The sequence below is a fragment of the Pseudoalteromonas sp. SG41-1 genome, assembly GCF_014164575.1.
In the GTDB taxonomy this organism is placed as follows: domain Bacteria; phylum Pseudomonadota; class Gammaproteobacteria; order Enterobacterales; family Alteromonadaceae; genus Pseudoalteromonas; species Pseudoalteromonas rhizosphaerae.
Window position 1 is genome coordinate 1 of record NZ_JACJFL010000007.1, and the last position, 20053, is coordinate 20053.

At 40.7% G+C, this 20053-nt stretch carries 15 protein-coding genes, 1 other RNA gene and 1 pseudogene; 5 read left to right on the forward strand and 12 right to left on the reverse strand.

Annotation, left to right across the window (positions count from 1 at the left end):
• Positions 1-840 precede the first annotated feature (840 nt).
• The 3 genes and pseudogenes from H5203_RS22815 to ssrA form a co-directional block, all read right to left on the reverse strand.
• Positions 841-1170: pseudogene (locus H5203_RS22815) on the reverse strand (tyrosine-type recombinase/integrase); the annotation flags it as partial.
• 20 nt (positions 1171-1190) lie between these two features.
• The gene (locus H5203_RS06600) at positions 1191-2195 is read right to left on the reverse strand and encodes a Fic family protein (protein WP_145237156.1); all 1005 of its coding nucleotides are present in this window, start codon (positions 2193-2195) and stop codon (positions 1191-1193) included.
• A 185-nt stretch (positions 2196-2380) separates the two neighbouring features.
• Positions 2381-2737: a transfer-messenger RNA gene (ssrA, locus tag H5203_RS06605) on the reverse strand.
• Positions 2738-3037: 300 nt separating this feature from the next.
• On the opposite strand from ssrA, the gene H5203_RS06610 reads away from it, so the two are divergent.
• Positions 3038-4663 carry a DUF342 domain-containing protein gene (locus tag H5203_RS06610; protein ID WP_145237159.1) on the forward strand — a complete coding sequence of 542 codons (1626 nt, stop codon included), beginning with the start codon at positions 3038-3040 and terminating at the stop codon, positions 4661-4663.
• Here the strand turns inward: H5203_RS06610 and rnt are convergent.
• On the reverse strand, positions 4647-5342 hold the full coding sequence (gene rnt, locus H5203_RS06615) for a ribonuclease T (RefSeq protein ID WP_145237162.1): 696 nt from the start codon (positions 5340-5342) through the stop codon (positions 4647-4649). The genes H5203_RS06610 and rnt overlap by 17 nt on opposite strands.
• A 217-nt stretch (positions 5343-5559) precedes the next feature.
• On the opposite strand from rnt, the gene H5203_RS06620 reads away from it, so the two are divergent.
• Positions 5560-6438: an OmpA family protein gene (locus H5203_RS06620; protein ID WP_145237165.1), complete on the forward strand. Its 879-nt coding sequence runs from the start codon at positions 5560-5562 to the stop codon at positions 6436-6438.
• A 40-nt stretch (positions 6439-6478) separates the two neighbouring features.
• Here the strand turns inward: H5203_RS06620 and H5203_RS06625 are convergent, their stop codons facing one another.
• The gene (locus H5203_RS06625; protein WP_145237168.1) at positions 6479-7381 is read right to left on the reverse strand and encodes a DMT family transporter; all 903 of its coding nucleotides are present in this window, start codon (positions 7379-7381) and stop codon (positions 6479-6481) included.
• 387 nt (positions 7382-7768) lie between these two features.
• Here H5203_RS06625 and H5203_RS06630 point away from each other — a divergent pair, with 387 nt between their 5' ends.
• Entirely contained in the window at positions 7769-8968 is a 1200-nt protein-coding gene (locus tag H5203_RS06630) for an aromatic amino acid transport family protein (protein WP_145237171.1), read from the forward strand.
• Positions 8969-9039: 71 nt separating this feature from the next.
• Here the strand turns inward: H5203_RS06630 and H5203_RS06635 are convergent, their stop codons facing one another.
• Positions 9040-12030, reverse strand: a complete 2991-nt coding sequence (locus tag H5203_RS06635) for an EAL domain-containing protein (RefSeq protein ID WP_145237174.1) — start codon at positions 12028-12030, stop codon at positions 9040-9042.
• A 360-nt stretch (positions 12031-12390) separates the two neighbouring features.
• On the opposite strand from H5203_RS06635, the gene H5203_RS06640 reads away from it, so the two are divergent.
• Entirely contained in the window at positions 12391-13548 is a 1158-nt protein-coding gene (locus tag H5203_RS06640) for a chorismate mutase (RefSeq protein ID WP_145237178.1), read from the forward strand.
• 70 nt (positions 13549-13618) lie between these two features.
• Here the strand turns inward: H5203_RS06640 and tyrA are convergent, their stop codons facing one another.
• From tyrA to ffh, 6 genes are all read right to left on the reverse strand, one after another.
• Positions 13619-14752 (reverse strand): bifunctional chorismate mutase/prephenate dehydrogenase, encoded by a 1134-nt coding sequence (gene tyrA / locus H5203_RS06645; protein WP_145237181.1) that lies wholly within the window; start codon positions 14750-14752, stop codon positions 13619-13621.
• Positions 14753-15346: 594 nt separating this feature from the next.
• A complete protein-coding gene (rplS, locus tag H5203_RS06650; protein ID WP_002962189.1) occupies positions 15347-15706 on the reverse strand; it encodes a 50S ribosomal protein L19 in 360 nt (119 codons plus the stop codon).
• 33 nt (positions 15707-15739) lie between these two features.
• Positions 15740-16507, reverse strand: coding sequence for a tRNA (guanosine(37)-N1)-methyltransferase TrmD (gene trmD / locus H5203_RS06655; protein ID WP_145237185.1), 768 nt, complete (start codon positions 16505-16507; stop codon positions 15740-15742).
• Positions 16507-17043: a ribosome maturation factor RimM gene (gene rimM / locus H5203_RS06660; protein ID WP_145237188.1), complete on the reverse strand. Its 537-nt coding sequence runs from the start codon at positions 17041-17043 to the stop codon at positions 16507-16509. Before rimM ends, trmD begins: the two co-directional genes overlap by 1 nt.
• A 17-nt stretch (positions 17044-17060) precedes the next feature.
• Positions 17061-17309: a 30S ribosomal protein S16 gene (gene rpsP, locus H5203_RS06665; RefSeq protein WP_145237191.1), complete on the reverse strand. Its 249-nt coding sequence runs from the start codon at positions 17307-17309 to the stop codon at positions 17061-17063.
• A 261-nt stretch (positions 17310-17570) separates the two neighbouring features.
• Positions 17571-18950, reverse strand: a complete 1380-nt coding sequence (gene ffh / locus H5203_RS06670; protein ID WP_182819522.1) for a signal recognition particle protein — start codon at positions 18948-18950, stop codon at positions 17571-17573.
• A gap of 273 nt (positions 18951-19223) precedes the next feature.
• On the opposite strand from ffh, the gene H5203_RS06675 reads away from it, so the two are divergent.
• On the forward strand, positions 19224-20030 hold the full coding sequence (locus tag H5203_RS06675) for an inner membrane protein YpjD (protein ID WP_145237197.1): 807 nt from the start codon (positions 19224-19226) through the stop codon (positions 20028-20030).
• Positions 20031-20053 lie beyond the last annotated feature (23 nt).

The following is a 20053-nucleotide window of genomic DNA, read 5'->3' on the forward strand; positions in this document are numbered from 1 at the left end:
AATCAGCTAAAAGCAGAAACAAGCTTTAATAAAGGCATGCCCGCAAAACAGAAAAAAGCTATGCGCAGTACAGATTACCTTGAAAAGATATTGAAATCATAGATTTTTTTCATGCTCTTGCCCTGTTAAATAATCAAGCTATAATTATTTAACTACGACAATGTTTCATTGTCATGGTTTGGCAAATAACGCAAAAAGCCATTCCGACCATTGTGTGTTAGACTGGGAGCGAATTATGGACACTAATCGTGGCACAAATATATATTTATACGTTTTAAAGTTGCAAAACTCTAAACTCTACGTTGGGCAATCTATAGACCCCGAAAAGCGTATTTTAAAGGTAAGGGGTCCGCATGGACTAAGCTGTTTCCTCCCACAGAAATTATCAAACAATGGGACAGCACGTTTACAGACTGGAAACAAGCAGAAGTCGAAGAAAACCGAATTACACTCACCCTAATGCAAAAGTTTGGGTGGAAGAATGTTCGAGGTGGTTATTGGTCAAATACTGACGAAAATGCTACGTTTAAAGGGCTAAAAAAACATATCTCTTTAATAAGGAAATTTGGTTTAAATATAAATGAAGTTGCCTAACCCCCCAATTAGATGCCCAAACTTACCCTGTTAATTCCTTGCGAGCCGTCTCTATCAATTTGACTTTTCAGTTCTGGCTCACAGTTTAACTTTATTAATTCGTAGTTTTCTTCAAATGCTGATGACAAAGGTGCTTCATCATCGATGTCATCGTTTATTTTAATATCCCAATTGAGTTATTAGCTTTGCTCATAAATTAATGCCTAAAAAATAATAATTATTATAACTAACCTACTGATGACAGTTTTAAAATATTTTCGGCCCTAACTTAATAGCGTCTTCTAAATGACTAGGTGCAAAGTGCGCGTAAAACATTGTTTGCTCAATCTTTGCATGCCTAAGCATCTGTTGTAACACTAAAATATTCCCCTGTTCATCATAAAATGACTTGCGAAAGTATGTCGTAAAACATGGCTACACTGCCCCTTTGGTAAATTAATATCAGTTTTATTTACCGCCCTTTCGACAATCAGCAAATAGTGGCCCTGACTTTTGGGGAATCTCATTAAACAACTTTTCACTAATTGGTACTGTGCGGTTCTTTTTCCCCTTGATATTAATAAAGGTGATGCGGTAGCTATCGCCACGCTTAACATCTACTTTAGAGAATCATGAACTTGCCAATACCCCGTTTTTTTAGCGCCAATTCGTTTAATCAACCCTGCTTCTTTTAGAATTTTAATGCGCCTTTCAATTGTTCTTACTGATTTACCAAGCTCATCTGACAATTGCATATGTGTAATATGCGTATTGTTAGTTATTAGCTTAATAACTTCCTTGTCTAGAGCTGTGAGTTTTAAACCGTCATTTAAACCGTCATTTAAACCGTCATTTAATGGAGTGTTATTCGCTTCTAAGATTGCGTCATAAATCATCTGCAGCATAAACTCTATAAAAGGAGCGCTATCGGTTTGGTGAGTACTTTGGCGAATCGCTAAATAGTAATTATCTTGATGTTGATACACCATGCTTTCTACAGGAATATTCACAAACACCTCATGCCACTTAGACAAAATTAGTGTTTGCCATAAACGCCCCATTCGCCCGTTACCATCAGAGAACGGGTGAATAAACTCAAGTTCATAATGAAATACACAACTAGCAATGAGTGGGTGCACATCACTGTGTTTTAGCCATTGCAGTAAATCTGCCATTAGTTTTGGTACGCGCTCAGCTTGCGGTGCCATGTGTACAACTTGCTCACCGGACATCACCCCTACGCCTTCTTGACGATACATACCCGCATCTTTAACTAAACCTTTCATCATCAACTGATGTGCTGCTAGTAGGTGTTTACTATTTGCTGGTTGCCATTTTGCAAGTGCATCGTAGGTACTGATTGCATTATGTGCTTCTTGTACTTCTTTAGGTGGTGCAATTATCCGTTTGCCATCGAGTATCGCGGTAATTTGCTGTTGTGTTAAGGTGCTGCCTTCAATTGCCAGTGACCCCTGTACAGTGCGCATACGATTAACTTTACGCAACCGCAGCAGTTTCTCTTGCTCTTGTTGTATGGTTAACCTTCCTATTTGCTCACTGATTTGCGCAACTAGAGTCAGTATTTTGTTGCTGAGGGTAAAAGGCGGTGTGTATTTAGGCATTATTTATATTCATTACTTAGGTAGTTAATTGACCTGTGGTTATTAAAATAGCATTTTAAAACTTTATTTGTACAGAAAACCCGCTGTTTTATATAAATGAAATCCATAAAAAAACCCACCAACCTGATTGCTCAAATTGCTGGGTTTTTTAGGGTTTTTAAATCAACGAATTTAAAAACCGATATTGGTGGAGCTGGGGGGATTTGAACCCCCGTCCGAAAAGCCTCGACCGTCGGTACTACATGTTTAGTATTGTCATTTAATTAACCTTTAAGTCCCGGACAAACACGGTAAGTAAAGGCGAGGCCGCTTAGTTTTAGCGCTTCAACCCCGGCCAGGGTTTCCGTCGCGATCAGGTGTTAGGGTGACACTCCAAAATCCAGTCCACAAGAATACATGGAAGGAGCGCTAGCCAGCCTAAGCTGCTAGAGAGTAGTTATCGTCGTTTGCGATTACTTTAAATTGCGGCTTTTTAACGAGGCAAACCGCACCTCGACATGCACCTTGGGCTTCTTGAATTCCGTCGAATCCTAATCAGCCCCTGAATTAGTAAACTCATTCAGAGCGTGCAGCCAGTATAACCGAGTAACGCGCTGATACTCAAGGCCCTTTTATGCTTTATTTTATATTGCTATGGCGTTGCTGATTAAATATGCAAATATATGTTAATCCTCTTCATTGCACCAAACAATAAAATAACATTTACTTAACATTGCTTAGGGGTTATGCTCAGCAGCGTGTTAGTTTGAAAATACCCAAAAACGGTTTAGTCGAGCAGCATGTAAATTAAAGCATCTAAATAAAAATAATAAAAACAGGCATATTACATAGGAAATCGATAAATGTCGTTGTTTATACATAACCCTGTAACGGGTTTTGTGTCACTGCTTGAGCACCCTAAAAATAGTGGTTTCCCAGTGACTAGCGCGCAACTTATTGAGTTAATCGAACAGTCCCCGTTCGCTGATTTCGATATAGTCAGTGCAAATATTGGTAAGTTATTCTCACCGAGCAAAAACTATCAGGATGATTCTTTAATTGTTGCTCGTGCACTCGATGCGTCGATATTCATTCAGGTTGATGAAAAAAATATGGTCGCTGAAGCCACATTAACCACTGCTAAAGGTGGGGCCTTAATGTCGATTGACAAGGCTCGCGAAGCACTCGTTGATGCTGGCGTATTACATGGCATTAGCACTCGTGCACTGGACAATTTTTTAGGTCAGCAATTTGACAAGCCTGCGGGTGTTTCCTATAGAGCGATTGTTGCTCATGGTCGTAGACCAAAAGAAGGCAGCGACGCTAAATTTGTACGTTTGTGCGCTACAGCACAAGATCGTGTATTGAGTCCACAAGCAAAAGAAGGTGGTAAGGTCGATATGCGCAATTTAGGCGCGATCATCACTGTAAAACCGGGCACTCCTCTAATGCAGCGTGTTGCTGCAACTCCTGGGGAAGATGGTTATACGGTATTTGGTGATGTGCTGCCCGCCATACCAGGTAAAGATCTACCATTACAACCATTTGAAGGCACTAAACTCGATCCAACTAATCCCAATGTACTGATTGCAGATTGTAAAGGTGTGCCTGTCGCCCTCCCGCGTGGCATGCGCGTTGATGACGTGTTGTGTTTTGATAATGTTGATATTGGCACCGGTCATGTTGATTTTGACGGCAGCGTAATTATCAGTGGCGATATAAAAGATGGTATGCACGTGCGTGCCAGTGGTGATATCACGGTATTGGGATTTGTTGAATCAGGCCAGATCGAAAGTGCCAGTGCGGTCACAATTATGCTCGGTGCAATTGGTCGTAAGCGTGAAAATGACGAAGCGTTTACTTGCAAAATTAAAGCCGCTCGGACTATTTCAATTGGCTATGCCCAGTATTGCCATATTCATAGCGAACAAGATCTCTTTATTGAACGACAAGCATTACATTGTGACTTGAGTGCTCGGCGGTTGATCCGCGTTGGTAAAGCAAATAATCCGCGCGGTAAAATTATTGGCGGCAATATTTTAGATGCCATGCGAATTGAAACCGGAGAGCTAGGTGCCCCATCGGGCACAAAAACCCGAGTTTTCATCGCGCAGTATTGGCATGACTTGAGACAAAAACAATTGCAAATTGCCGATTTTGAAAAACTGTTAGCCACTAAATCCGCAGCATTAAAGCAAGCACGTAAAAAAGCAGTTAAAATTCCAGCACCAGCAAAACGACAATTATTTTTAGACAAAATTAGTGCCAGCGAGCAACAAATTAATATTCGTATTGCCAACACCAAACGTAAAAAACATCTAGTAAAACAAAAAATAGCACAGCTTTTAGCTACTAGCCGTTTAAAAATTAATGAGTTAATGCATCCCGGTGTGGAGCTAAAAATCGCAAAAGATTCAAAACACTTTTCGCGTATTTATCCGCCCCACTTAGTTAAAATGAGCGAAGGTAAAATTACTCAGTCGTTTTAACGGCTGAGTCTTCGTTGTCACCAGCTTGCTCTGCATCTTCCGGCACTTCTGCAGCTAAAGGCCAGCCACCCAGCTGTTGCCAACGATTAACTATCAAACAATATAGCTCTGCCGTACGTTCGGTGTCATATAATGCTGAATGAGCCTGTTTGTTGTCAAATTCAATGCCAGCTGCACGACATGCTTTAGCAAGTACCGTTTGACCAAGTGCCAAACCCGCTAATGAGGTTGTGTCAAAACTAACAAACGGATGAAATGGCGTACGCTTAATATTATTACGTTCTATTGCTGCATTTAAAAAACCATGGTCGAACGCCGCATTATGAGCCACTATGACTGAACGTTGACAACCCGCAGCTTTTTGAGCTTTACGTACCACTTTACAAATTTCTTTGATCGCTTCCTCTTCAGATACTGCGCCACGTAATGGCGAGAAAGGATCAATACCATTAAAATCAATAGCGGCTTGTTCAATGTTTGCGCCTTCAAATGGCTCAACATGAAAATGCACAGTATGATCAATACTGAGTAGGCCTTCATCATCCATTTTTAATACTGACACCGCAATTTCTAACAGTGCATCGGTTACTTTATTAAAGCCTGCAGTTTCAACATCAATAACCACCGGGAAAAAGCCACGAAAGCGTTTTGCGAAAAGAGTTTGTTCAGTATTTGCCATAGTATTCTTGGTTTGCCAGAGTAAGCTGGCTATTATGTCAAAAATCATAGTGGCTAGGCTAGCGCTTTACAGATTAAATTAACACTTACATTTAGGCATATAACTTGCTTTACTTAACTAGAACTAGAGCTAGCTAACGACACCTTGATGACTGTTAGCCTCTGTAAATGCAGCTTTTGCCAAGATATTGGCGTAATAAATTGTTGGAGATCCCGTAATGAAGCTTTCAATGCTGTTTATCAGTCTAAGCATTGCAACTGCATGCCTTTCAGATACGGCCAGCGCTGCAATGCGCCAGTACACAGCCACGGCAGATAACTCACAATGGGAAGTTGTAAAAACAACTCGCTTACAATGCCAATTAAATCATGAAGTTCCATATTATGGCGAAGCTATTTTCAGCGCTACCGCGAGCAAAAATAAAGACCTGCTATTTAACTTGGATATGGTTGTCCGTCCTGACAATTACAGTATTGCTGGTTTAAAAGCAGTCCCGCCAATCTGGCGAGCAGGTTTACCAGCACGTGATATTGCTGACATGAAATTACTACGAAAATTTGACGGCGAACTGGGTAACAAAACGGCATGGGAAATGTTGACCGAGCTTGAAAAAGGCTACCAACCTACTTTTTATTACCAAGACTGGCAAAATAGTGCCGATAAAATTGCCGTTGGCTTATCGAACATTAATTTTAAACAAGCCTATTGGGCATTTTTACAATGCCGCGATGAATTACTGCCATACAGCTTTGAAGATATTTCCTTCACGATTATGAATTATCAACCAAATACCAGTAAACTTACTAAATCATCAAAACAACGTTTAGATAAAATTGCTGAGTATTTAAAGTACGATACGACGATTGCGGCTATTTCGATTGACTCATACACAGATAGCTACGGTGGTCGTTGGAACAACTTAGAGCTGTCTAAAAAACGAGCTCAAGCGATCAAAGAATATATGGTGAGCCTAGGAATTGATGAAACTAAAGTTGAAACGCAAGGCTTTGGTGAAAAACGTCACGTAGCGACTAACGATAATATTTTGGGCCGCGATAAAAACCGCCGCTTAGTGATACAAATTGAGAAAATGTAGCTAAAAGAAGTAATGCCTTTTAGCTACATGACGACTGTTGTTAAGGGTTAAGCTTTTTAAACGTGGCTCTTTTTTTCAACCAACCATCACCAAACTGAAACACCGCTAAGCTCAGTAATATGATGGCAGCACCAATAAGTAATTGTTGATCAATTGCTTCATTATTTAACCAGCCCCCTAAGCCAATCGCAAAGCTTGGTGTGATCAAGGTGGTTAGCGCCACGGTACTAGCTGGTAATTTTTGTAACACATGAAAATAAGCAAGCGAACCAACCAATGAGCCAAACACGCCCAAATACACAATTGACCACAGTGATTTTACTGTCCACGTACTCGTATTGAGCTCACCATCGAACAACCACCAAGTAATAAAAAATAAGGGCGTAACAAATACTAATGCACCAAATGTGGTCGCCATTGGATGAATAGCAATTTTTATTCGCTTGATCATCACCCCACTTAAACTAAAAAAGCACACAGCCATAAATACGTAAGCTAAACCCTGCATTTGCATCAATGAGCCTTGCATGTGTTTTTCACTTACCAAAAATAACCCCAATAGCGCAAATGCTAACGCAATTAGTTTAACAACGCTGAATTTTGGCTCGTTGAGTAATCGCTGTGCTAATAAACCAGATAAAATTGGTGCCAGACCAAACATTAATGATATCAGCCCTGATGGAACTGTTTTAGCTGCCATATAACTCAACAGCATGCCACCATATATGCCGATACTCGAATAACCATACAAAAAACACGCACGACGGTGCCAAGGGACACGAATATTAGCAATCGCCACAACTAATGCAGCCAGCACTAATCCTATCGACATCCGTAACAATACCGCGAGCGTTGGTGTAACAGACTCACTGCTCCAAACAATTCCCAAAGGCGTTGTTGACCAAATTAAGACCATTAAAAAATATGATGCTTTAACGCTCACAAGCGGATCCTTTTAGCAAAGTGGCGATAACAAAGAGGAAGGAGATACAGCACTAACCGCTTTGAAATCGCGGTTAGTAAAAAACAACTTAACCGCAGCGCAGCAATGGGCGCACAACTGATAGATTCAGCCATGGGCGCATGGTTAGGGCTCGGTTAACTTGTTGCATATAAATAGTATTCTTAATAATAAATTGAATTTATAGAAATAGCAGAACTGGTTAATAAGTCAACTGCTAGAGTGGTTTTTATACCAAAAACTGACTTCACAATGATGGCTTGTAAATCATAAGTTACATTTAATTTCTTTGATTTGTAACAAAACTATTTAAGTTTGTGCCAACTAGTTATATCTTGCCTGCCTCTCACGATGTTTTAGGGGCAAAAAGTGCTTAAAAATAAAACAATAGGCAGCATGTTAATTGTTGCAGGTACCACTATCGGCGCAGGGATGTTGGCGCTACCAATCGCTTCTGCGGGACTTGGCTTTACAACCGCATTAGCATTAATTATTTCAATATGGGCGTTAATGACTTATACCGCATTATTAATGCTCGAATTACATCAACATGCTGATCGCGATGCCACGCTAAATACGTTAGCAAAATCATGGCTAGGTAAACGCGGCCAATATCTGGCTAATTTTTCGGTGATGTTTTTATTCTATGCGCTTTGCTCAGCTTACATTGCAGGTGGTGGTGCGCAACTACAAGAAAAAATAAATAACGGCTTTAGCCTCGATATTGCTCCGCAAGTAGGTTCAATCATTCTAGCGATTGTAATAGGCACAGTTGTTACCTTAGGCACCAGTAAGGTCGATAAGCTAAACCGAGTGTTATTTAGCATCAAAATTGTGGTACTGGCGAGCTTATTTTATATGTTAACCCCGTATGTTCATGGCCAACATTTACTCGAAATGCCCATTGAACAAGGCCTTATTTTATCAGCTATTCCGGTAGTATTTACCTCTTTTGGTTTTCATGGTTCGATCCCATCGATCGTTAAATATGTTGGTTTAGATATTAAAACCTTACGCCGTGTCATGATCGCCGGAGCAGCTTTGCCGCTGGTTATTTACATTTTTTGGCAGTTGATCAGCCAAGGTATGATGAGTCAAGCTGAATTACTAAAAAGCTCTGGCTTACCAGGCTTTGTGGCAAGTATTGCCAGTATCGCTAATAACGCAGCTGTTGCCACTGCAGTTAACCTATTTGCAGACTTAGCACTGGCAACATCATTTTTAGGGGTGAGCCTAGGATTATTTGATTTCTTTGCTGATGCCTTTAAAAAAGGAGATGGTAATAAAGATCGGATAAAAACAGCCCTCATTACTTTTATCCCGCCATTAGGATTTGCATTGTTTTACCCACAAGGTTTTATTATGGCGCTTGGCTATGCAGCTATCGCTTTAGTCGTACTAGCAGTGTTTTTACCCGTAGCAATGGTTTATAAGCAGCGTAGCAGCGATAAAGGCGGCTATACAGTGCGTGGTGGTAATTTTGGTCTGGCAGTAGCGGCGCTTTGCGGCGTGCTTATTATCAGCGCCCAAGGGCTGCAGATGGCAGGTTTAATCCCCGCGATAGGTTAATGCAAAAAGGCACCTAAATGGTGCCTTTTGGTATTTTAACTAACTTGAGTTAGATTAAACATGTGTTTAACTCAATCATCAAGCTTTGCAAATAGCTTTGGCAAATCTTGCTCTGCTATAGGCGGGCTGTAGTAATAACCTTGCACTATAAAGCAGTTATTGTTTTGTAAAAACTCCACTTGCTCTATAGTCTCAACGCCTTCGGCTACCACATTCAATTTTAGCTTTTGTGCCATCGCTATAATTGCCGCAGTGATCTCCATGTCATTTGGATCATCCGGTATATCTTTAACAAACGAGCGATCAACTTTTAAAATATCAACCGGAAAACGTTTTAAGTAGCTCAATGACGAATAACCCGTGCCAAAGTCATCTATCGATATTGACACCCCAAGCGCTTTTAACTGATGTAATTGCGAAATTGCCGCTTCCACATTCCCCATTAGCATGCTTTCGGTTAATTCCAGGTGTAACTGCTTAGCCGGCACCTTGGTTTTCTTAATAATCGATGCCAACAACGGCACTAACTTAGCATCTTTAAACTGACGAGCAGAGAGGTTAATCGAAATATTATTTTCTCGCCCTTGCGCTGCTAATCTTGCTGCAAACTCACACGCTTCTTGTAGCACCCAAGCACCTAACTCAACTATTAAACCTGTTGCCTCAGCTATTGGGATAAACTTGGTAGGCGGGATCATCCCTTCAGTTGGGTGGAACCAGCGGATCAAGGCTTCATAACCGACCACATGCTGCGTGCGACTATCAACTTGTGGTTGATAAAAAATCACAAATTGCCGAGCTTTGATTGCTAAGCGCAGTTCATTTTCAATAAACAGCCGCTCATTCGCAGCGGCATCAAGTTCTTGACTATAAAAGTGATAAGTATTGCGCCCTTTTGCTTTGGCCTCATACATAGCTAAATCAGCGTGTTTTAATAACTGGTCTTCTTCTTGGCTATCGTATGGCGCCATTGTGATGCCAATACTAGCACTAATAATGACCTCGTTATTGCCAAGCATAATTGGCACATTCAATGTTTTTTGAATAGTGTTAGCGACATCCATTGCATGCTCTTGACGCTCAATACCACTAAGTAAAACTGCAAACTCATCGCCACCTAAACGGGCAATTGTATCTTCCGCACGCAGTCGTTTTTTCAAACGGTTAGCAACTTCAACTAATAGCTGATCACCGGCATCATGACCAAGTGTGTCGTTAATACGCTTAAACTCATCTAAATCAAAATAGAATAAAGCAAACGCATAATGGCCACGCTCTGCAAGCGCCATTGACTTACGTAATTGCATTCTAAAGAAAGTACGGTTAGCCAGCCCTGTTAAGGTGTCGAAATAAGCCAATTGCTCCATTTTTCGCTGGCTTTCTTTAACAAACGAAATATCTTGTGCTGAGGCAACATAACTGGTGATGCTGCCACCGTCTTCGCGAATTGGTGAGATACTGAGCGATACCCAGATTGGCTTTTTATCTAAACCTTGGATCAAAGTATCGCCACGCCAATAATTTCGGCTGCGTAAATCGATATCAATGTCATCAACCAAAATAGCCATTTCTTTGGCGATAATGCTTAATAGCGGTGACTGCATAAAATGGTTTTCTTCAAACCCAGTCATTTCTAACATTTTTGGATTGACGTATTCAATCACGAAGTTTTGATCGGTGATCACTACGCCCGTGCCTGAGAAAGCAACTGCTTTAGATAATCGGTTAGCGGCTTTTTCGGCAATTTCTTTTTCTGTAATACGCTGATTCAGACCATCAATAAGCTTACGAATTTCAATCGCCATATCGCGAAAAGAACCATTTAAAGTACCAATTTCATCTTTGTTTTCTTTTGGAAATTCAATTTGTAAGTGCCCTTTGCCAAAACTGGTTACCGCATAAACTAAAGAATGAATACGGCGTAAAACGAGTTGGTAAAGTGCTTGATGTAATAACAGTGCGACTAAAATGGCATATAAAATAAACAATCCAAAAAACTTCACCTTTAGCTCTTCAAGCGCTGAAAGTGCTGATGAACGTTTTTTGTAAATACCAATATACCAGTCTAAATTATCAACTTTACGAATATTAATGATGTGCGTTTCACCATCTTGTACAAAAGAGTCTGCGTATTCTGGTAAATGCATTTTGATAGTCTGATTGATCAGCTCTTGTAGATCGCCATTAACAAAATCATGAGTACGTAATGGTTTGCCTGCTTTACCGTAGGTTTCGTAAAGATTTTTATTCAGATCAGGATGAGCAAGTAATTGCCCTTGGCTATCAAAAACAAATAAGTGCTGCTCCTTATCACCGATCGGTAATTGCGAAATAAGCGTATCGAGTGCTAAATCGCTGCCAGTAACACCTAAAAATTCATTTTCAAGATAAACTGGCACCAGTAAACTCACCACCCATTTATGCCAAATTTTATCGTAGTAAACTTTAGACCACACAGCCGAACGGGTTGGATTAAGCGCTTCTTTAGCGTAATTAAAACTTTGATTATCAATAAACTGATGAGAGCCTGGAACATTCAGAGCCCAATTAGGTGGCGCAATACGGATAAAATTATCTTTGGTGATTAAATAAAAGTTAAAGAAATCTTGGATCAAGGTAGGCGCTACGATTTTCCATAACGATTCAGAATCATTAATGAGTTTTTTATAAAAAGGTGAGTACTTATCTTGTGGCATAAAAGCCGCAGATAAACCATCATCAGAGGCGCTGCGAATACTGCCATCGGGGTCAAAGCTGAGCTGCGCACTTTGGCTACTGAGCAATTGCGAGGAATTATAGAATAATTGGCTAGAGACGACGTTATTCGCTTGCTCCGCAATATTAATTTTGGTTTTCACCAGAGTATTAAACTGACGGATCAGACGTTCGCTGGAATGCTTGAGAACTTCATGTTCTTCAAATACCAATTGTTTTTCTTCTGATTTTAGCATCAACACCGCCGCACAGATCCCAGCAATTAAACAAATTGCCGAAATTAACAGCGAAAGCTTCATACTCAACGAATTTACACCAAAGCGTGATGGTGGGCGTCTATACACCACAGGACAACCTTATTTTTAATAATTATTTTTATTTAAATTCACCTAAATAAATATACCAGATCCCTATTTAGATTTATAAATTTTTCGTTGAAATTACTGAAAAAATCCCATATCAAAAATAAACTATCCTTTGGCGGCGATAAAACCCGCTAGAGTGTTGACTTTATAGCCCACTCTCCATACATTAAGAGTATGAATATAATATTTTCGCAATTACATTTTTCGTTTTTTAGCTTCTTTAGATAGAAGAGGCTTACCTGTTTGCGAGATTAAATCAACCGAATAGCAAAGCCTCCCAATTGGGAGGCTTTTTTGTTTTTATTACCCAAAAGGTAATTTTTTGGAATGAGGAACCCAAAAATGACTAATGATGTACTTAATTCACTTAGACACGATATCAATGAAATTGATTCTGACCTATTAGTGCTATTAGCAAAACGTCGCCGTATTAGCCACGGCGTTGTAGAATATAAGATTGCTAATAATAAACCGATACGTGATGAGGCCCGTGAACTTGCCTTGTTAGAGAAACTCATCGGTTATGGTAAGTCTCTTGGTTTGGACGCTTATTATGTGAATAACGTTTTCCAAACAATTTTAGAAGATTCAGTACTTAATCAACAAGCCATGTTACAGAAGAACTTAAACCCAGATGCTATGAGTGAAACACACCGTGTTGCTTATTTAGGTGGTCAGGGTTCATACAGCCAACTTGCTTGTCATAAATATTTTAGCCGTCGCCCAGGTAAACTTGTTGAAATGGGCTGCTCTAGCTTTGAGCAGATCACTGGTAAAGTTGAAAATGGTCAAGCAGATTTTGGCTTATTACCCATTGAAAACACCAGCTCAGGCAGTATTAACGAAGTGTTTGATTTACTGCAACACGCACAAGTCTCCATCGTTGGTGAAGTAACCCACAGTGTTGAACATTGTTTACTGGTCACACCGGGTACTGAGCTTAGTCAGATCAGTAAGATTTTTGCTCACCCGCAACCATTCGCTCAATGTAGTCGCTTTTTACAAGGCTTAGGTGATATTCAACATGAAACCTGCGATTCAACCTCAAGCGCTCTGCAATTAGCATTAGATACCCCTAATAGCGCAGCAATTGGTTCAGCTCAAGCGGGTAAAAATGTGGGTTTAGAAGTAATTAAATCAGGCCTTGCGAATCAACGTGAAAATCATAGCCGTTTTATTGTGGTTGCCCGTAAGCCTCTTTATGTATCAAAACAGATCCCGACTAAAACCAGTTTAATTATGGCAACCAAGCAACAAGCAGGTTCTTTGGCTGATGCATTGATGATTTTCAAAGAACACAATATCAACTTAGTAAAACTAGAATCACGCCCAGTCCCAGGCAACCCGTGGGAAGAAGTATTTTATGTGGATTTAGAAGCAAACCTGGTTGATAACCATGTTAAACAAGCCTTAGAAGAGCTAAAAGAGCACACCCAATATGTACGCGTACTGGGCTGTTACCAAAGTGAATCGCTGCAAGCTGTGAATATAGAAAGTTAAGCGCTAAGTAAAATATAAAAAAGGGCTAAAATTAGCCCTTTTTCATTATCTACTTTTCACACAGCGGTTATCAATCAAGAACTTTCGCATCGTTAGCTTTGTTTAACAGGCTGCGACTTTGCGTTAAGAAATGCGCAGTAGCATCTGAAAAATATGCTTTTGCATCCGCAAATGAATCAATTAAAGCGGCCTTATCACCCGCTTTTAATTTGGCCAAGGTACTTGCAAACGTGTCTTGGTATTGTGCAAGTAATGGCTCTACGTTATCAAATTGCGCTAGCATGATGTCAGAATAAAGCTCTGGTGATTGTGCGAATAAGCGCCCTACCATCATCAACTCTAATTGGTAAATCGGTGACGAACAACTGCGGAGCTCTTCGAGGGTATGACCTTGTTTTGCTAAAAACTGGCCGTATACAAAAGTGGTTAAATGGCGCATAACCTGAATAATTTGCATAGCTTCATCGTGCTTTTGCGCATCGAGTTCAACAAGTTGACAGCCCCACACTTGCAGTTGCGATAATAAACCTTGGGCAATCTCATGGTTACGGCCTTCGCAAACCACCACTGTTTGCTTTACCCAATGAGAAATATCAGGACCAAACATTGGATGTAAACCGACTACAGGACCGCTATGCACTGCTTTTAATACTTTTAACGGTGCTTGCTTAACTGAAGTAATATCAACTAATAAACAATCATCATCGAGCTTAGGTAAGGCAGTGACCACTGTTTCTAAGGCATTAATTGGCACACTGATCATCACCAGTTTTGCACCTGCTAATATTTCTTGCGCGTTACTTTGCTGTTCTTTGTCGAGTATTCTAACTTCATACCCTGAGCGGATAAATTGCTGAGCAAACAATTGCCCCATAGCGCCTTGACCACCAACAATCACAATAGGTGATAACTGTGGCGCGCTACATGCTAATTTAGCCTGTTGATTTTGGTAAGCTTCGCGCATCATACGGCGTAGGATATCTTCCACCAATTCAGGATTAACACCTTGGTTAATCGCTTCTTGGCGACGAGCAGCTAATAAAGTAGCTTCACGGTCAGGCGCATGCAGTGGCGCACCCGTTTGTTGTTTGATTGCGCCGATCTGCTCGGTAATACTATTACGTCTAGCCAGCAGTGCAACCAACTGGGCATCACATTCATCGATCCCCTCTCTTAACTTATCTAACTCTTTTATATCCGCCACGCGACTACCACCTTAGAAACTGCAATTTCGTACATTTAAATTTACATAAAAGTAAACTAATCAATACGATAAATACTAACAGGATCGCTTAGTTGTTAAAAGGCTAAATAAGCAAAAGAATGGGATTTGGGATTTGGGATTTGAGATTTGGGATTTGAGTTTTAAGTACTAAGCCATAAGTTATAAGTTGGCCTAATTGTATTTGATTTATGAGTAATTCTTGGATGGGTATTTTTTTACTGGACTTCTCTGTGCTCTAATACCAATCGTGTTAAGTTACTGAGCATTTATAGCGACAGATAAATACAGTGATAACAAGGCGTAAATTTTGACACGTAGTTGTTCTACTTGAAAAAATTATAACGCAGTTAGCGCTTTATTTAGCTCGCTAGAATGGTTAAATATTTAAGTCGATTGGTATAATCAAGCTATGGTGATCACTTTAACGTTGAGCAATCTTAATCTTTTAACTTTACCCTCACTAGCCTTCTAATTCGATAACTTTACCCTAACTAACTTACCATCTCTAAAAACCAAAACGGGTTGCAGCCCGAAGGTTGCAACCCGTTTTTTTGCGTTGATAAACAGCGCGTATTAGTTAAGTTTTTCTCTAATACGTGCAGATTTACCAGAACGCTCACGTAGATAGTAAAGTTTCGCACGGCGAACTGCACCGCGACGCTTAACTGCTACGCTATCGATAAGAGGGCTGTGCGTTTGGAATACACGCTCAACACCTTCACCGTTCGAAATTTTACGAACTGTGAATGCTGAGTGAAGACCACGGTTACGCTTAGCGATTACAACACCTTCAAAGGCCTGTAGACGCTCTTTAGCACCTTCTTTTACTTTTACCTGTACAACCACTGTATCACCAGGGCCAAATGCAGGTACGTCTGTTTTAAGCTGCTCATCTTCAAGCGCTTTAATAATATTTTGGTTTACTTTTGCCATTATGTTTCTCACTTTCCTAGGTGTAACTGTCTTCTAGCCACAAGCTTTTTGGTACTCTTGCTGAAATTTCGCGAGTAATACCGCTTGCTCCTCAGTCAGAGCTAGGTTATGCAACAAGTCAGGACGGCGTAACCAAGTTCTGCCTAATGACTGCATCAGCCGCCATTTTGCTATCTCTTGGTGGTTTCCGCTGAGTAATACAGCAGGCACCTGTTTGTCGTCCAATGTTTCTGGCCGTGTATAGTGAGGACAATCCAGCAAGCCATCCGAAAATGAGTCTTGCTCTGCTGACTGGTTGTGTCCTAATACGCCCGGCACTAATCGCGCTACTGCGTCAATTAATGTCATGGCTGGTAGTTCACCACCACTCAAAATAAAATCACCAATTGACCATTCTTCGTCAACGTATGATTCTATTATTCTCTCGTCTATACCTTCATAGCGACCGGCAATTAAAATCAGTTTTTTAGAGCTTGCGAGTTCGCTTGCCCCTTGCTGATCTAATTTGCGCCCTTGCGGGGACATATAAATTACTTTTGCACCATCGCCTGCCGCCTGTTTGGCGTCAAGAATGGCTTGCTTTAGTGGTTCAACCATCATTAACATACCTGGACCGCCCCCGTAAGGACGATCATCCACGGTCCTATGCTTATCAATAGCATAATCTCGTGGGTTCCAGCAGTTAAAGTCGATCAGACCATTTTTTACTGCTCGACCAGTTACACCTTGCGTTGTAATGGCATCAAACATGTCCGGGAAAAGGCTGATAACCCCTACCCACAACGAACTCGTTTGACTCATTAAAAGCCAGGATCCCAGTCTACTGTAATTTCTTTTACATCGTGCTTAATCTCTTTGATAACTGAATCAGTTAAAAACGGAATTAAACGCTCTGCTTGGCCAAATGCATCTTTATTGTTTGCTTTCACAACCAATACGTCATTTGAGCCTGTCTCCATCAGGTCATCAACTATGCCTAAGTCATAACCTTTATCGGTTACAACAGACATGCCAATGAGATCTCGCCAATAGAACTCACCTTGCGGGAGTTCTGGTAATTGCGCTGCATCCATTGAGATTTCTGCATGGGTATAAGCCATTGCTTCGTCTCGATCGTTTACTTGCGCAAATTTAGCGATAAAGCCTTTGTTGTGGCGACGCCAGTCGACCACTTCTAAGGTCTGCCATTTACCTTGCTGCCCTATCAACCACGGGCTGAAATCGAAGATCCCTATGGGATCATCAGTAAATGAATGTACCTTAAGCCAGCCCTTTATACCATATGGGGCACCGAGCTTTCCTACGACAATTATTGATGAGGTGTTCTCTTGACTCATGGTTACACTTACGCCTATTAAGCCGCTTTACGAGCGTCTTTAACTAACTTATTTACGCGATCTGAAAGAGATGCGCCCTGACCTACCCAGTGTTCTACACGAGATAAATCTAAACGTACTTTTTCTTCTTGACCACTAGCAATTGGGTTAAAAAAGCCTACTTTCTCGATGAAGCGACCGTCACGCGAGAAACGGCTATCCGCAACCACAATTTGATAGAAAGGGCGTTTTTTAGCGCCACCACGTTGCAAACGAATAGTTACCATACCGTCCTCTAAATAGATTGACTGTTTTCATTAATAAGATTTACTCCCCAGTATGGGGAGCTGGGGAATTGTACGAGTTTTTAGCAACAATGCAAGTAAGAAGTGACTCGAAATGACTGTTAAGTTGATTAAACTATGATCTACGCGTTAAATCAGGCTATATAGAACTTTCAACGCATAATTTATCTACAAAAAAAGAGGCTATTTGCCTCTCTTTTTAGTTAACTGATTAGCTACATCTGCATGGCGTCAGTTAAAACATTAAAATTTAGAGCCACCGCCACCCATCATTCCTGGTGGTAACATGCCTTTCATGCCGCGCATCATTTTCATCATGCCGCCTTTACCTTTCATTTTTTTCATCATTTTTTGCATCTGCGTAAACTGTTTTAACAGCTTATTGATCTCTTGTACTTGCGTACCAGAGCCCGCTGCAATACGCTTTTTACGAGAGCCTTTAATGATCTCTGGACGTGCACGCTCTTTTTTCGTCATTGAGCTGATGATCGCTTCCATCTGAATAAAGGTTTTATCACCCATCTGACCTTTCACTGCATCAGGCAGGTTTTGCATACCAGGTAATTTATCAAGCATTGACATCATGCCGCCCATGCTTTTCATTTGCTTTAATTGATCAGCAAAATCATCAAGAGTAAATCCATCACCTTTAAATACTTTTTCAGCAACTTTTGCAGCTTGCTCTTTATCGACTTTCATTTCGACTTCTTCGATCAATGAAAGTACATCCCCCATACCAAGTATACGCGATGCGATACGATCTGGATGGAAAGGCTCAAGCGCATCAGTGCGCTCACCAACACCCATAAACTTAATAGGTTTGCCGGTAATATGACGGATTGATAGTGCAGCACCACCGCGCGCATCACCATCAGTCTTGGTTAGTATCACACCGGTCAGAGGTAATGCTTCATCAAACGCTTTGGCAGTATTGGCAGCATCTTGACCTGTCATGGCATCAACCACAAACAAGGTTTCGATTGGGTTAATAGCATGATGAAGATTTTTAATCTCGTCCATCATGTCATTATCAACATGCAAACGACCTGCGGTATCAACTAATACAACATCGATAAATTTCTTTTTCGCATGAGAAATAGCAGCCTTTGCAATATCAACCGGCTGTTGTGAAATATCACTTGGGAAAAACTCAACACCTACTTCATCGGCCAGTGTTTCCAACTGTTTAATAGCCGCAGGACGATAAACGTCGGCACTGACTACTAATACTGATTTCTTTTTACGTTCTTTTAAAAATTTGGCAAGCTTAGCAACACTGGTCGTTTTACCCGCACCTTGCAGACCCGCCATCATTACAACGGCTGGCGGTTGTGCGTTTAGGCTCAACTCTTCGTTTGCTTCACCCATGGCTTTTTCAAGCTCTTCGCGAACGATTTTAATGAACACTTGCCCAGGACTTAGGCTCTTAGTTACTTCAATACCTACCGCGCGCTCTTTAACTTGTTTAACAAACTCACGAACAACGGGTAAAGCGACGTCGGCTTCTAAAAAAGCCATACGCACTTCGCGTAGTGTATCTTTTATATTGTCTTCAGTAAGGCGTCCACGGCCGCTGATATTCTTTAAGGTTTTACCTAATCGTTCTTGGAGGTTCTCAAACATGTAAAGGTTCCGATCAAACGTGATATACCAATTTCCCAAACAACGTTATTGCCGCAAGTTTAGCACTTACTATTAATAGCGCTGATTTCATATAATCAGTATTAATAAAATTTTAATTAAAAACAGTATACCGTAAATGGTGGCGCACAATACAGTGTTCAAGTGAGCTGTTTGAGTTTCTTTTTACAAACTCTATGCATTTGCCTCACTATAAAATACAATGCCCTTACTCTAACAAGGAATATTTGACTCAAATTGAGTGGCCCAAGCACTATGCTGATTATTAGTTTAACTATTATTGCCAGTTTATTTTATATCTTCGCGACGTCTCACGTGCTGTCTCGGTTATTTCACCAACAAGGTCCGAGCCAAAAGCTGACGGTTATCCTCAGCACGGTGGCAATTTTAGCCCACATGTTATTACTGGTGAATTCAGTGTTTCGCGCCGATGGCCAAGATTTAAGTATTGTTAATGTATCACTATTAACCTGCTGGGTGATTGTGGTCTCTGTCACTACGGTGTCATTAAAATTCCCTGCCACATTATTACTGCCTGTTGTCTATGGCTTTGCTGCTTTGCTAACAATTGCCAGCTTATTTATCCCGCATCATATTTTATTGCAAAGTATTGATGTTGAAATAGGTTTAGTCACTCATATTTCGCTTTCCCTGCTTGCATACTGTGTGTTAATTATTGCCACTTTATATGGCGTACAGTTTTACTTTATTGATAAACGTTTAAAACGAAAAGACTTAGCGATTGTGCATAGCCATTTACCGCCATTAATGGTGGTTGAACGCCAGCTATATCACTTATTAACACTAGGCACGGTTTTGTTAACCTTAGCGTTATTATCTGGTTTTATTTTTCTTGATGGCATGTTTGCTAGTGAATTTATTCATAAAACTGTTTTATCATTAATTGCTTGGGCTATGTTTGCAACGGTGACAATTGGTCACTTAAAGCAAGGCTGGCGTGGGAAACCGGTCGTACTAGCTATCATGGCTGCTGCTTTTGTTTTAACGCTGGCTTATTTTGGCAGTCGTTTTGTGCAAGAGGTGATCCTGAATAAGTTTTAACTTGACTCAGGCAGCTCACTCCC